Raw genomic sequence first — 14,986 nt, 5'->3', positions numbered from 1 at the left:
CGCAGGAGTTATGGCTTTGCCCCTGCTTTACGGCGGCTGAATTTATTAAAAAGCAAGCATGAAAAACGCTTACCGGTACCTTTTTCTACTCTTTTGCAGTGCGCTTACCATATTTGCCTTTGGGCAAAGCACGGCTCCCTCACTCGGCAAAGACTACCAGCTGCGTGCCGGTCGGGACCACCTGGTTTTCGCTTCGGCCCAGAGCGGGGATTCCCTCGCCCTCGAAATCAACAGCACCAAACATACTCTGCCGCTTATACAGGGAGAAGCCAAACTGCCGGTTGAGCTGTCCCAGCGCGGAGCACTGCTGCTGATTCAGCATGCTGGCAAAGGTTACCGCCTTTATCACTTGTCTGCCCGCAACGATGGCACCCCCCGCCTGCGCCGTATCCCGATGTGGCTGTCGGTGGTGCCCCCGCTTATCGCCATCCTGCTGGCCCTGATATTCAAGGAGGTCATAGTCTCTTTGTTCGTTGGGGTTTGGGTGGGTGCCTTTATTGCCGGAGGTATGCGCATTGAATCCCTTTACTATACCCTGCTGAGCCTTTTTGATGTCGTAGAGCGCTATGTCATTCAGGCCCTGGCCGACAGCGGGCACCTGGCTATTATTGTCTTTTCCTCACTAATAGGCGGCATGGTGGCCATTATCTCCCGCAATGGGGGCATGGCAGGGGTGGTCCTGGCTTTTTCGCGCTATGCCCGCTCCCCCCGCAGCGCACAGTTCATTACCTGGCTGCTGGGCGTGGCCATCTTTTTTGATGATTATGCGAATACGCTCATCGTAGGCAACACCATGCGTTCGGTGACGGATAAATTCAGGGTCTCACGGGAAAAACTGGCCTACATCGTAGACAGTACGGCGGCACCGGTAGCGGCTGTGGCTTTTATTACCACCTGGATTGGAGCTGAATTAGGCTATATCGATGACGGACTGCTACAGATTGCCGAAAAAACGGGTACGGACCTGGGGCTGACGCCTTACGGGGTCTTCATCAGTTCTCTGAAATACTCCTTTTACCCGGTGATGACCCTGGCTTTCATCCTCATGCTGGTTTACACCAAACGGGACTTCGGCGGCATGTACGCTGCGGAGAAACGGGCGCGGGAAACGGGCGAGCTGTTCACCAAGCGAAGCGCCGCAGCTGAGGAGGATATGGAAAACCTGGACCCCATTGACGGGGCACCGCTAAAGTGGTACAATGCTGTTATCCCCGTTGCGCTGGTCATTCTGATTACCCTCTACGGGCTCATTGATACCGGGCTGGCAAGCACTTACGGCGAACTGCTTGATGCGGGGCTGGCACCGGCATCCCAAAGCTGGGGGGCAGTGTGGGGCAGCATCAGCGCCCTGCCGGATGTGGGCGATTCCTTTTTGATGAAGGTGGGCAAGCTGATCGGAAATTCCGATTCCTATGTCGCTCTGCTGTGGGCTTCCCTTTCGGGCGTGATCGCCGCCATCCTTCTTACTGTAGGCGGTCGTATCATGGGGCTGGCAGACGCCATTTCCACCATGATCACCGGTTTTAAAGCTATGCTGCCGGCCATTCTCATCCTCACAATGGCCTGGTCTCTGGCGGCCACCACGGAGGAATTGCACACGGCCACTTTCCTCACCTCAGCCCTGCAGGACAGTATCAACCCGTTTGTCATGCCGGTCATTATTTTCGTTTTGGCGGCAGTGATTAGTTTTTCCACCGGCTCCAGCTGGAGTACAATGGCTATCCTCTACCCTATTGCCATTCCTACCACCTGGGCGATTTGTATTGCGCAGGGGGTGGAAACAGAGGCCGCTATGGAGCTTTTATTCAATGTGATCTCTACAACGCTGGCCGCTTCGGTGCTGGGCGACCACTGCTCGCCGATTTCAGACACCACCATTCTCAGCTCGCTGGCATCAGACTGCAACCATATTGACCATGTGCGCACACAGCTGCCTTATGCTTTGACGGTAGGGGCGGTGGCATTAGTTGCAGGCGGGCTGTCTACCTTTTTAGGTGGCGGCTGGGGTATTTGCCTGCTGTTGCTGGTCATTGGGCTTGCGGTCTTGTTTGGCATAGTGCGCACTTTCGGGAAATTAGTTGACTAACATAACCAAAGTAAAACCATGAAGAATGTTTGGATTCTGCTGCTGGCCATCAGCCTCAGCACTTACGTAAAAGCCACGGAAGGCATGTGGCTGCCCCTGCTGCTCGCTCAGCTCAATGAGCAGGAAATGCAGAGCATGGGCATGAAAATGACTGCCGAGGACATCTACAGCGTCAATAAAGGCAGCCTGAAGGATGCCATCGTCCACTTTGGCGGCTTTTGCACCGGGGAGGTCATATCCGATCAGGGCCTGGTGCTGACCAACCACCACTGCGGCTACGGACAGATTCAGAGCCACTCCACCCTGGAAAACAACTACCTGGAGGACGGCTTCTGGGCCATGAACCGGAAACAGGAAATCCCCAATCCCGGACTGTTCGTCACCTTTATCGTCCGTATTGAGGATGTGACGGATTTGGTCCTGAACAACGTCACAGAAGATATGGACGCCAAAATGCGGCAATCATGGGTAGACAAAAACACGAAGGAAGTGACCGCTGCCGCTAAAATGGAAGACTATCAGGAAGCCATGGTGCGCGACTTCTTTGAGGGCACTAAATACTACATGTTCGTCACGGAGACTTACCGGGATATCCGCCTGGTGGGAGCGCCACCTTCATCAATTGGTAAGTTTGGTGCGGATACTGACAACTGGGTCTGGCCACGGCACACCGGCGACTTTTCCCTTTTCCGCATTTACGCCAGCCCGGATAACAAGCCGGCAGAGTACAGTGAGGAGAACGTGCCCTTCAAGCCCCGCCACCACCTGCCGATTTCTCTGGATGGCGTGGAAGAAGACGACTTCACATTGGTTTTTGGCTTCCCCGGGCGTACCGAAGAATACCTGCCGGCTGCTGCTATTGAGCAGCGGGTGGATGTGGTCAACCCCATTCGGATCGGCATCCGCGACCGTGCCCTGAATGTCGTTAATACCGCTATGCAGGCTGACCCGGGAGTACGTATCAAGTACGCCTCCAAACAGTCCCGCATCGCCAACTACTGGAAAAAGTGGATCGGTGAGAATCAGGGTATCAAGGCAACGGACGGCGTAGGCCGCAAAAAAGCCTACGAAGCAGAGTTCAGGGAACGCGTAATGGGCAATCCTGAATGGCGTGAAAAGTACGGCAGCCTGCTGAGCAGCTTCGAGCGCTTGTACGGCGACCTTGAGCCTTACGCCGCGACCAATACCGCAGTGGGGGAAATCGCCGGGCGCAATATTGAGCTGTTCCGACTGGCCAACACCCTGCATAGCGTTGTCAAAATGTATGAATCCAGCGGAGCACCAATGGTGGAAAGCCGAATGGGCCGCCTTGAAGATTTTGTAGAGGATTTTTATAAAGACTATGAGCCTTCGGTGGATCAGGGCGTTTTCGCCACGCTCATGGATTACTACTTTACAGAAATCTCCGATGAGCATCAGGCGCCATTTGCCGTAGAGCGCTATGTGGAAGCCGGCAAGGATGCTGATAAGCTGGCCTCCATGATCTATCTGAAAAGCAAGCTGGCCCGCCCGGGCGTATTGGAACTGGCTATGGAAGAGGGCCCGGAGGCGCTGATTAAGCTCATCAAAAATGATGTGGCCTATGCGCTGGCCCGTGCTATTTCTGATTATAACGATGATAATGTGGCGGGCAAATACCGGGACATCAAAGCCGAAATTGATGACCTTCAGCAGCAGTACATGCGCGCGCAAATTGACGTTTTCACTGAGCGCCGCTTCTACCCGGACGCCAACGGCACCCTGCGCGTTACCTACGGCAAAGTCGACGGTTATCAGCCCCGAGATGCCGTGCGCTACGAGCCCGTCACCTACCTCGATGGGGTCATGGAAAAGTACGTGCCCGGCGACTACGAATTTGACGTGCCACAGCGCCTGCGGAAGCTTTACCAAAAGAAAGACTACGGCGATTACGGAGAGGATGGCAAAATGCCGGTCTGCTTTATCGGTACCAACCACACTACGGGCGGCAACTCCGGCAGCCCGGCTATTGATGCCTACGGCAATCTCATCGGCCTCAACTTCGACCGCGCCTGGGAGGGTACGATGAGCGACCTGAACTACGATGCCTCCATCTGCCGTAATATTATGGTGGATGCACGCTACATTTTATTCGTCATCGACAAATTTGCCGGTGCCGGCCATTTGGTCGAGGAGATGACTTTGGTCCACCCCAAGAAAGGATAATCAATTGATTTATTGACCGTTGGAGCGGGATGTGTGCCTGGTGTGCACATCCCGTTTCACTTACTGCCCGGAATCTTCCCATCCTACGCCCCTTTTCCCTACCTTTGTACCCCGTAACAAAACAACCTGTTGGGCAACCAGCATCTACCAAAGTAATTTCAAATGACCAAGTACATCTTTGTTACGGGCGGGGTCACCTCTTCCCTCGGTAAAGGTATTATTGCAGCTTCACTGGCTAAACTGCTGCAGGCGCGGGGCTTCTCCGTGACCATTCAAAAATTCGACCCTTACATCAATGTAGACCCGGGCACGCTCAATCCCTATGAGCACGGGGAGTGCTATGTGACCGATGACGGGGCGGAAACGGACCTCGATCTGGGGCACTACGAGCGCTTCCTGAACACGCCTACTTCCCAGGCCAATAACGTGACCACCGGCCGGATTTATCAGACGGTGATTGAGAAGGAGCGGGCAGGCGACTACCTGGGCAAAACCGTGCAGGTCATTCCCCATATTACCGATGAGATCAAGCGGCGGGTGCAACTCCTGGGCGCGACCAATGAATACGATATTGTGATTACCGAGCTGGGCGGTACGGTGGGCGACATCGAGTCCCTGCCCTATCTGGAAGCACTGCGGCAATTGCGGTGGGAGCTCGGCACCGACAACTGCCTGGTCATTCACCTGACCCTTATCCCCTACCTGAATGCGGCTAAGGAGCTGAAGACCAAGCCGACACAGCACTCTGTAAAGGAACTACTCAACACCGGTATTCAACCCGATATTCTGGTATGCCGCACGGAGCACCCCATTGGCATGGAAATCCGCCGTAAGCTGGCCCTGTTCTGTAATGTGGATGTGGGCTCCGTTATTGAAGCAATCGATGCGGAGAGTATCTACGATGTGCCTCTGCTGATGCTGCGCGAAAAGCTCGATACAGTAGCTATCACCCGTTTGCGCTTAAAGGACCGGCAGGAGCCACAGCTCAATGCATGGAAAAACTTTCTGGGAAAACTCAAAAACCCTACCTACGCCATCAACATCGGCCTGGTGGGCAAGTACAACGAGCTGCAGGATGCCTACAAATCCATACACGAATCTTTCGTTCACGCCGGCGCTGTAAATGAGTGTAAGGTAAAAGTCCACCCTATTCACTCCGAACAGCTGGAAGGCACGCCCGAGGAAGTAGCTGAGCGGCTGCGGGAGTTTGACGGCGTGTTGGTGGCCCCTGGCTTTGGTGAGCGCGGTATTGAAGGAAAGATCAATGCCATCAAATATGTGCGGGAACAGCAGGTACCGTTCTTTGGCATTTGCCTGGGCATGCAGTGCGCCGTTGTGGAATTTGCCCGCAACGTCATGCAGCTGGAGGGTGCTTCTTCCACCGAAGTCGATCCCGGTACGCCCCACCCCGTTATTGACCTGATGCCCGACCAGAAAAAGATCACCAAAAAAGGTGGCACCATGCGCCTGGGCGCCTACCCCTGTGAGGTCCGCCGCCGCAGCAAAGCCAGTGCAGCCTATGGCAGCCTGAAAGTCAGCGAGCGCCACCGCCACCGCTACGAGTTCAACAACCAATACCGGGAGGCCATGGAAAAGGCAGGTATGATCGCTTCCGGTATTAATCCGGACGCGGACCTGGTGGAAATTGTGGAAATCAAAGACCACCCCTGGTTCGTTGGCGTGCAGTTCCACCCGGAGCTCAAAAGTACTGTGGAAGTGCCTCAGCCCCTCTTTGTAGCCTTCGTGAAAGCGGCCCTGGACCGGAAATACAATCCGGAGCAGTAATTGGTACGGCCCACCCGGACCGAAAAGTGGCTGCGGCCGGCACTGCTGGCTGCAGCCGTTTTGGGGATTGCCTACAGCAGCCCTTTTCCATTTTTCTGGGATACGATACAACTCGGTTCCAAGCATGCGCACCATTATTACCATACCGGCTTTGCTCAGCTCTTGCTGCCCGATGACATTGACAGCGGGCACCCGCCGTTTTTCGGGATGTACCTGGCGGTTGCGTGGATGCTGTTTGGAAAATCGCTGGCGGTGAGCCACTGGGCAATGCTGCCTTTTGTACTAGGCATTGTGGGGCTGTTGTTCCCGGTAGGGCGGCACTTTGCCGGGGACTGGGGTTGGGTTTTTCCGCTTTTGGCTTTGGCACTTCCGCCTTTGTCGGCACAAATGGTGCTGGTCAGCCCGGATGTGGTGCTGGCGTTTGGCTTTCTGCTGGGTTTATTTGGTGTGCTTTACCAAAAAGACTGGGCATTGGCTCTTGGTGCGCTTCTGCTCGCTGCTGTCAGTACCCGGGGGATGATGACGGTCGTGATTTTGTTTTTGTTTGAGCTGTATCTGCGCTTTTCAATGCTCAATCGAGCCGCAAACAAGCCGATGACATACCTGTATAGTGTTCTGAAAACGCTCCCGCCCTACCTGCCATCCGGGCTGCTGGCCCTGGCTTTCCTGCTTTACCATTATCTGGAAAAAGGCTGGATTGGCTACCATGCTGGTTCCGAATGGGCACCGAGTTTTGCACGGGTGGGCCTCGGCGGGCTCCTCAAAAACGGGCTGGTCCTGGGCTGGCGGCTGGCCGATTATGGCATGGTGTTCAGCTGGGTGGCCCTGGGGCTGGTGATTTGGCGAAAGCCAACGACCTTCCGCCATCCAAAAGTCCAAAGTACACTCTGGCTGGCCGGTATCTGCCTGGTTTTGCTCACGCCCACCTTTCTGTTGTACAGCGGGCTGCAGCAGCACCGGTATTTGCTACCTTTATTGCTTGCAGCATTGCTCCTCGCCTTCACGGCTATTGCCCAAAGCTCGTGGAACCGTATCTGGAAGGACCGCCTGTTTGCGTTGTTGTTCACCGGGTTGCTTACCGGGCACTTCTGGGTATACCCTGACCACATTGCCCAAAGCTGGGATACGACCCTCGCCCACCTCCCTTACTACCGCCTGAAAGAACAGATGATTGGGTACCTGGATGAACAGGGCATTCCACTGGAAACGGTAGGGACCGCTTTCCCGGAAACCGGGCCACAGTATTACAAGGATTTATCCGGCAGGGCATCTGGCTTTGCGCCAAAGGATTTATCCAAACAGCGCTACATCCTTTACTCCAATGTGATGAATGATTTTTCGGATGGGGAGTTGGAACGGTTGCGGGAAGAGTGGACATTACAGAAAGAGCTGCGAAGTGGAGGTGTAAAAGTTCAGTTGTACCGAAAACCCTAAGAATACCTATATTTACGATTCAGCAAAACAAAAAGACTTATGCCACTCAAATACGCCGGGGATTTGGAGCACATCTACGGTGCATTCAATAACCACCCGGTTGCCAAGGAAGACCTTGATGCGTTTTACAAGGAGGCATCCACCGTGCGGGGCAAAAACCCCAAAAGCAGGATGGCGCGTTTGCTGAGAAACAACCCTGACCGCAACGAACATATCCTTTTTGCCGGATACAAAGGCTGTGGAAAAAGTACGGAGCTGAATTATCTGGATAAGGAACTTACCGATGAATTTTTAGTGCTGAATATTTCTATACACGATGAGCTTGACCCCGTTAACCTGGAATATATTGAGCTCTTTATTATCATGATGGAACGCCTTTTTGTGGCGGCGGTGGAAGATAAGCTAAAGATTAGTACTGAGTACCTGAAGTCTGTACAGCTCTGGGCGACCTCCACTGAAATTAACCGGGTAAGCGAAAAGTACAATCTCAGCGGTGGATTGGACATGGGTGGGGAGCTAAGTACTTCTATGCTTGCCAAGTTTTTTGGGAAGTTTCGCCTAACGGCGAAAACCAGTAAACAGTTTAAGCAGGTGCTCAAAACCGAGATTGAACCCCGCTTGTCTGACCTGATCCGGCACTGCAATGATTTGGTAGCCGAAATTCAAATCCAATTGGCTAAAAAATCAGGCAAGCGGGATTTACTCATTATTCTTGAAGATTTGGACAAGATACCGGCCGACCGCTCTTACGATCTGTTTTACAATTACGTCAGTCAACTTACCCAAATCCGCACCAACGTCATTTACACCTTCCCGGCTGCGCTTTTTTACAGCAATACCCGTTACAATCAAATCCGTTCCCACTTCACCCAGGTCTACGAACTGCCCATGATTAAGGTGGTTGAACGAAACGGGAAAGTCTCTGAAGAAGGCTTACGACTGATGCAGGAAGTCATTAAGGCCCGTATGGACGCCGACCGGTTGTTTGCTAATCCCGAATTACTAAACAAAATGATCCGGTATTCTGGTGGCGTACTGCGCGATCTGTTCCTGATGATACAGGAAGCCGCTGACAACGCGCTCGATTTCGGCCGGGATACCATTGAAGAGGAAGACTGGCAAGCCGCTTTCAACAGCCTGAAGCGCGACTACAACAGCAACATCGCCGACTTCCGGGACGGCGATAAGCTATACGAAGCCGAGACCTACCTCGAAATACTCACTCATCTGGCTCAAAGTGAAGAAAAGCTGGTGCTCAACACCGAAGAAGTCATGCACCTACGCTCCAATTTATGTATATTAGCCTACAACAATGGCAGCGACTGGACCGATGTGCATCCCATTGTCAAAGCCTTGCTGCGCGACCGTAACTTATTGGCATGACACAGCGCCCCTATTTCAGCCGGATCAACCAACTTGCCCGCTTCCTGAGCCGGGAAGACGAGCAAGGGTATGCCTTTGCCTGCATTCAGGATGAGCGCCTGCTGCCAGCGGCTACGAAAGCCATTATTGAAGCCGCTAAAAATAAATACCACACCCAACCAAACGTTTGCCAATTAGAGCAAGCCTCCCCTATACTGTCTCAGCTCCAATCGGCGATGGGCGAAACCGGGGGGTTAATCGTACAGGGGCTCCCCCACTACCTGGCAGAGGAAGGCAAGGTACAATCCCTCAATTACGCCAGGGAGGGCATAGTGCAGTTGGGGCGCCCCATCCTCTTTTGGGTAGATGAGCCCACGCTGCGCCGCATCAGCAACCTGGCCACCGACCTTTTCTCTCAAAGGCGTATGGTGGTGGTTTACTTCGACGAAACCGCCGAGATAGAGCTACCTGACGACTTCCTGCAGTCTCGTTTTCAGGAGGAGTACCGCAGCCAGGAAGCCTACCGTGCGCTGGAACTGCAAGTAGAACTAAAAAAAAGGCAATTGCGAGAAGCTGAAGAAGCCGGACTGCCCGCCCAACGTCTTGCCATTGACTTTGCCTTGCCCTTGGCCGAGGCCTATGCGGAATTTGATGGGCAAAGAAAAGCCGTAGAATTATTAGAACAATATCCCCCAACTGATGAAGCCTGGCCGCAGGATAAACTCCGGGCCGTTGGGAATATCTATTGGGTTGCTGGAAAATATGAACGCGCTATTCAATACCTAAAAAAAGCCCTGAATCATGCACCAGAAGGGAGCACCCTTCAATCCGCATTATTGAGCGACCTTGGAGATATACACCGGGATGTTGGAAACTATGCAGAAGCGCTGCAATATTACGAATTAGACCTCTCCTTAAGCCATAGGTTGACCAAACAAAACCCTCAGTCCGAACAACTGCAAAGGGACCTCGGCGTCGCTATTGAAAAACTCGCTGACCTCCTCATGCGGACCGGCAAAACCAACGACGCCGCAGAACTGTACCACGAGCGTACTGACATCGCCAGAACCCTCGCCAAAAAAAACCCTCAGTCCGAACAACTGCAAAGGGACCTCAGTGTGGCGTACTATAAATTGGGGCAGCTAAAAACTAAAGGGCATGTAGAAGAAGCTCGCCAATACTACCTAAAAGATCTAGAAATTGCGCAGGCCATTCAAGCTCAAAACCCGGAGTCAATCGAGCTCGCAGATGACTTGCTAACGACGTATTTGGGTTTTATAAAAAGGGCGAAAAACGCAGAAGAAGCTGTGCCCTTTCTGGAAAAGGCACTACCCCTGGCACAACACCTCTACCAACGTACCGGGCAACCCAATTACAAAGAACTTGCCGAAAAGCTCAAAGATCAACACTAAATTTAGGCGTAAGCCTGGTGGCAGCATGGCAATAGTACTAAGCTACGGAGAGAAAGCAAATGATAAATCCATTATGAGAATTTGGGTCTTTTTCCTCCTTTTGATACTTCCTTTTCGGGCAGCAGCACAATTATGCGAAGGCGAGCCCGGTGCCGCCGCCCTGTCCGAAGGTTTTGGGCAGGGCCCCAACTTCGGGCCACCGCTGCCATCCGGCATAACCAGTTACAGCTACAACGACGGGAGCCCCCAGGCCGGCACCTACATGGTCACGAACCGCACTCAGCTCAATGGTGCGAACTGGCACGATGGACTGGACAATACCCCGGATGACGGGTTCGGGTATATGCTCCTTTTTGATGCTGCTGATACTCCGGGTGAGTTTTTCAGCCTTCTTATTGACGAGCTTTGCCCCGGCACCCGGTATGAATTCAGTGCCTACATAACCAATGTGGTTACGCCCTCAGCATGCGGAGGGGAAAGCACGGAGCCCAGTATCCGCTTTGAGCTCCGTGACCCGGAAGATGACGAGCTGCTGGAGAGCCTCTCGACCGGAAACTTACCGACCACTCCTATCCTGAGCTGGAACCGGTTTGGCATTGTATTCACCCTGCCGGAAGACCAGGATGCTGTTCGGCTCAGTATTGTTAATTTTGCGCCTGGCGACTGCGGCAATGATTTCGCTATAGACGATATCAGCCTGCGCATTTGTAATCCGGTGCGGGAACAGACGGCTACCCTGTGTACCAGTACCCCTCTGATTATTGACGGGCGGGAATTTCCAGAGCCCGGCATCTACAGGGATACTCTGCCAGGTGCCCCATTTTGCAACGACAGCATTTTGATCACTGAAATCATTGATGGCATTGGAGACGAGGTGTTGCTGGATACTTTCCTGTGCCCCGGGCAGGCCTTTGCTGTTGGTGACCGATGGTACGATAAGCCTGGTTTTTACACCGATACGCTACTGAGCAGCCTGGGGTGCGACAGCGTGGTGCAATTGCTGTTATCTACCGTTGATTTTGAGGCCAGTGTGCAGGCTTCACAAGATACCATTATCGCCGGGCAATCCGTTCAGTTGCAAGGGAGTGGCGGCGGGGTTGGGCCTCTGATTTGGTCCTGGCAGCCCGATAATGTTTTGGATTGCAGTGATTGCCCCGAGCCAACAGCGACCCTGTTCGAAACCACCAATTTCCTGGCTACAGTACGCGACAGCCTCACCGGCTGTACCGATACGCTTGAACAGCGGGTCATCATACCGCCCTGTGAGGATATCTATGCTCCTACGGGTTTCTCCCCCAACGGCGACGGCCGGAATGATACCTTTGAGATTTTCTTCGGACCTTGCGTGCAGGAGGTCCTCCAACTGGAAGTTTTTGACCGGTGGGGCGGCCTGGTCTTTCGTTCCCGCGTGCCCAATGATACCTGGAATGGCCAACGGGCAGGAGTGCCATGTAATAACGGGCTTTACGTTTACCAGGCTGTACTTGCCCTGAAGGATGGGACCAACCGCATCTGGAGGGGAAGCGTGCAGCTCCTTCGATAAAAAATTCAAAACAAAAAACAGTCCTCATGCGCAAACTCAAACTTCAGGAACTCAACCGGCCTGATATCGACACCTTCAAAGCACAGCCCAAAGCCCCTGTGGTACTTGTGCTGGACAATATCCGCTCCGGCCTGAATGTCGGGGCTGCCTTTCGGACTGCTGATGCTTTTGCGCTGGAACACATCCACCTTTGCGGCATCACCGCCCGCCCGCCGCACCGGGAAATTCTGAAGACGGCCATCGGAGCTACCGAATCGGTCAGCTGGAGCTACCATGAAGACACCGTTGCTGCCCTTAAACAGCTACAGGGACAGGGCTATACTGTGCTGGCCGTAGAGCAGGCAGATGAGCGGACCTGGTTGCAGGAGTTCCGCTGGCAGGAGGATCAGAAAGTTGCGTTGGTCTTCGGCAATGAAGTAGAAGGCGTCAGTGATGCCGCAATGGAACAGGTTGATGGGTGCCTGGAAGTACCGCAGTATGGCACCAAGCATTCCCTGAATATTGCGGTCTGCGTAGGAGTCGTTTGCTGGGAGGTCACCAGGCAGTGGCGGTTTTGAGGAGGCCCGGCGCTCTCCCTTCGCCGGGCGTCCTTGCTGAGACCAACCGAGAACACCGGGGGAAGGCAGTGCCCCCGGTGTAGACGCCCGGCGCTCTCCCTTCGCCGGGCGTCCTTGCTGAGACCAACCGAGAACACCGGGGGAAGGCAGTGCCCCCGGTGTAGACGCCCGGCGCTCTCCCTTCGCCGGGCGTCCTTCCTAAGGCCAACCGAGAACACCGGGGAAAGTAGTGCCCCCGGTGTGGACGCCCGGCGCTCTCACCGTCCGACGTAGTTTGAGAACAACGAAGTCGGTCCCTTCGCCGGGCGTCCTTGACAGGAAACGAGAACACCGGGGGAAGGGAGTGCCCCCGGTGATGACGCCCGGCGCTCTCCCTTCGCCGGGCGTCCTTGACAGGAAACGAGAACACAGGGGGAAGGGAGTGCCCCCGGTGGTGACGCCCCGCGCGCTCAACAATTCTCAATTAAGTACTTCCCAAAGTCTAAATTGCATAAACTCCCCCGCCGGAGCCCAGCGTAATCTTTAGCAGAAGAATACTCCCAAACAGTAGATGATTTCACTAGCTTTCCAGCTACAGGGTTCTCATGGATATACTGAAAACAATGAAAAGCGTAGCCACTCCCCGGTAAAAAGCGGGAATCAAGCTGCCCTTTTGTATTAGTCACCGTAATAAACTCATCGATCCACCCATCTTTTGCCTTGCAGTCCTGCCTAAATAAACTACCCGTACGATTACGTCTTGGGTTGAAGGCCTTTGCATAGGACATTTGGAGTATACCGATTGCTTCATTGAGGGTTATCAGAGGCGAGGCACCGTCTTTTCTGGAGTAGTTCCGTTCTACCTTCCTCGCCTTTTTGCCATACTTATGAACTCGACGGTTCCATTCAACATTTCCCGCTCTTGCAAAAAATTGCATCCGGTCTACTTCAGTCTTCTTCACATAAAACAGCCAGTGAAAGTGATTGGGCATTAAACACCAGGATATCAGATCTCCAAACTCTGGAAGATAAGCTCTCATTTTCCAGATAAAGAAGAGATAGTCTTCCCTATCAAAAAACACACGCTCTTTGTTGTTGCCTTGGTTGTAAATATGGAAAAGTTGGTCATTGTAGAATTCCATAACAGAGAGATTTAGATACATAAAAATACTTTATCATCGGTAAAAATGCAAGTAATGGTGACGCCCGGCGCTCTCCTTTCGCCGGGCGTCCTAACAAGACCAACCGAGAACACCGGGGGAAGGTACCGCCTCCGTCAGGACTATAGCAGTCAGAGCGTGCCCCCGGTGGTGACGCCCGGCGCTCTCCTTTCGCCGGGCGTCCTTGCTGAGAACAACGAAGCCGGTCCCTTCGCCGGGCGTCCTAACAAGACCAACCGAGAACACCGGGGGAAGGTACCGCCTCCGTCAGGACTATAGCAGTCAGAGCGTGCCCCCGGTGTTCGAAAAACCTTTAGTAGCTTTGTCAAAAAACGGATGACAAAGACCCTCTTGCCAATCCTTCTCACCTTATTGGCGCTGACCGCTTGTTCCAACTCCAAAACTCAGGAGGCAGCGGAGCCCACTCCCCACCCTACCCGCGGCGTATGGCTGACCAACGTAGACAGTGACGCCCTCTTTTCCAAAGCCGGGCTGGAAGCCGCAGTGGAGCACTGCGCCCGCCTGGGCTTCAACACCATTTATACCGTCACCTGGAACCGGGGCTACACCCTCTACCCCAGTGCAGTTATGGAAAAAACCTTTGGCGTACGCATTGACCCCAAGCTCGAAGGGCGCGACCCGCTGCAGGAGCTGATTGACCTCGCTCATGCTAAAAATATCCGTGTGGTTGCCTGGTTTGAGTTTGGATTCGCCAGCTCTTATAAAGAAGCGGAGGGGGGCTACCTGCTACGGCAAAAGCCACATTGGGCCGCCCGGGACTTCGGCGGGCAGATCGTCTCCAAAAATGGGTTTCAATGGATGAACGCTTTTGATCCGGAAGTGCAGGACTTCGTGCTTAGCCTGGTAAAAGAGGTAGTGGAAAAGTACGATGTAGATGGCATTCAGGGCGACGACCGACTGCCCGCTCTGCCTTCGCTGGCCGGGTACGATAGCCTCACGGTAGCCGCTTACCAAACAGAACACGATGGGCAGCGCCCGCCGATGAATTACAAGGATACAGCCTGGGTGGACTGGCGCGCCAACCGTCTCAACGACTTCATGGGACGGATGAGCCGGGAACTTCGGGCCCTGGACAGCACGCTGACCCTGTCCTTCTCCCCCAGCATCTATCCGTGGAGTAAATTCGAATACCTGCAGGACTGGCCGACATGGGTAAAAAATGGCTGGGTGGATGAAATCTGCCCGCAGGTCTACCGCTACGATATTGAAGCCTACCGCTTAGCACTCAATGCCATCGTTAATGAACAGGTCGCGCCAGAGCACCATCATCTGCTCGCCCCCGGTATCCTGCTCAAAGTCGGGGACTATATTGCCTCCGACACCCTGCTCCGCCAAATGGTGGAACACAACCGCTCGCTCGGATTGGAGGGCGAAGTCTTCTTCTTTTATGAAGGGCTGAAAAGGCAGGAGTCCTTTTTTGAAGAACTGTATTAGCCCCAACCTGACAGGCTGAGGCTAATCAA

The 14,986-nt window shown here is 53.8% G+C and carries 10 protein-coding genes; 9 read left to right on the top strand and 1 reads right to left on the bottom strand.

Annotation, left to right across the window (positions count from 1 at the left end; genetic code table 11):
* Window positions 1-58: 58 nt before the first annotated feature.
* The 8 genes from IX84_RS18905 (at window position 59) to IX84_RS18870 (ending at window position 12,363) form a co-directional block, all read left to right on the top strand.
* The gene (locus tag IX84_RS18905; RefSeq protein ID WP_044224265.1) at window positions 59-2,086 is read left to right on the top strand and encodes a Na+/H+ antiporter NhaC family protein; all 2,028 of its coding nucleotides are present in this window, start codon (window positions 59-61) and stop codon (window positions 2,084-2,086) included.
* Between the two features lie 18 nt (window positions 2,087-2,104).
* The gene (locus tag IX84_RS18900; protein WP_044224263.1) at window positions 2,105-4,270 is read left to right on the top strand and encodes a S46 family peptidase; all 2,166 of its coding nucleotides are present in this window, start codon (window positions 2,105-2,107) and stop codon (window positions 4,268-4,270) included.
* Window positions 4,271-4,432: 162 nt separating this feature from the next.
* Window positions 4,433-6,055, top strand: coding sequence for a CTP synthase (locus IX84_RS18895; RefSeq protein ID WP_044224261.1), 1,623 nt, complete (start codon window positions 4,433-4,435; stop codon window positions 6,053-6,055).
* On the top strand, window positions 6,056-7,489 hold the full coding sequence (locus tag IX84_RS18890) for a hypothetical protein (protein WP_044224260.1): 1,434 nt from the start codon (window positions 6,056-6,058) through the stop codon (window positions 7,487-7,489).
* Between the two features lie 39 nt (window positions 7,490-7,528).
* On the top strand, window positions 7,529-8,872 hold the full coding sequence (locus tag IX84_RS18885; RefSeq protein ID WP_044224258.1) for a hypothetical protein: 1,344 nt from the start codon (window positions 7,529-7,531) through the stop codon (window positions 8,870-8,872).
* Complete coding sequence (locus IX84_RS18880) at window positions 8,869-10,263, top strand: tetratricopeptide repeat protein (protein WP_044224256.1); 1,395 nt, start codon at window positions 8,869-8,871, stop codon at window positions 10,261-10,263. Before IX84_RS18885 ends, IX84_RS18880 begins: the two co-directional genes overlap by 4 nt.
* A 25-nt stretch (window positions 10,264-10,288) precedes the next feature.
* Window positions 10,289-11,806, top strand: a complete 1,518-nt coding sequence (locus IX84_RS18875; RefSeq protein ID WP_044224254.1) for a T9SS C-terminal target domain-containing protein — start codon at window positions 10,289-10,291, stop codon at window positions 11,804-11,806.
* A 26-nt stretch (window positions 11,807-11,832) separates the two neighbouring features.
* Window positions 11,833-12,363, top strand: coding sequence for an RNA methyltransferase (locus IX84_RS18870; protein ID WP_044224252.1), 531 nt, complete (start codon window positions 11,833-11,835; stop codon window positions 12,361-12,363).
* A gap of 449 nt (window positions 12,364-12,812) precedes the next feature.
* Here the strand turns inward: IX84_RS18870 and IX84_RS18865 are convergent, their stop codons facing one another.
* The gene (locus IX84_RS18865; protein WP_044224250.1) at window positions 12,813-13,484 is read right to left on the bottom strand and encodes a hypothetical protein; all 672 of its coding nucleotides are present in this window, start codon (window positions 13,482-13,484) and stop codon (window positions 12,813-12,815) included.
* A 354-nt stretch (window positions 13,485-13,838) separates the two neighbouring features.
* Between IX84_RS18865 and IX84_RS18855 the strand changes: the two genes are divergently transcribed.
* The gene (locus IX84_RS18855) at window positions 13,839-14,957 is read left to right on the top strand and encodes a glycoside hydrolase family 10 protein (protein WP_063978286.1); all 1,119 of its coding nucleotides are present in this window, start codon (window positions 13,839-13,841) and stop codon (window positions 14,955-14,957) included.
* The last annotated feature ends 29 nt before the right edge of the window (window positions 14,958-14,986 follow it).

Origin of the sequence: Phaeodactylibacter xiamenensis (assembly GCF_000759025.1) — a bacterium.
Taxonomy (GTDB): Bacteria; Bacteroidota; Bacteroidia; order Chitinophagales; family Saprospiraceae; genus Phaeodactylibacter; species Phaeodactylibacter xiamenensis.
Note: the sequence above shows the minus strand (reverse complement) of the source record. Positions and strands in the feature narration are given on the sequence as shown.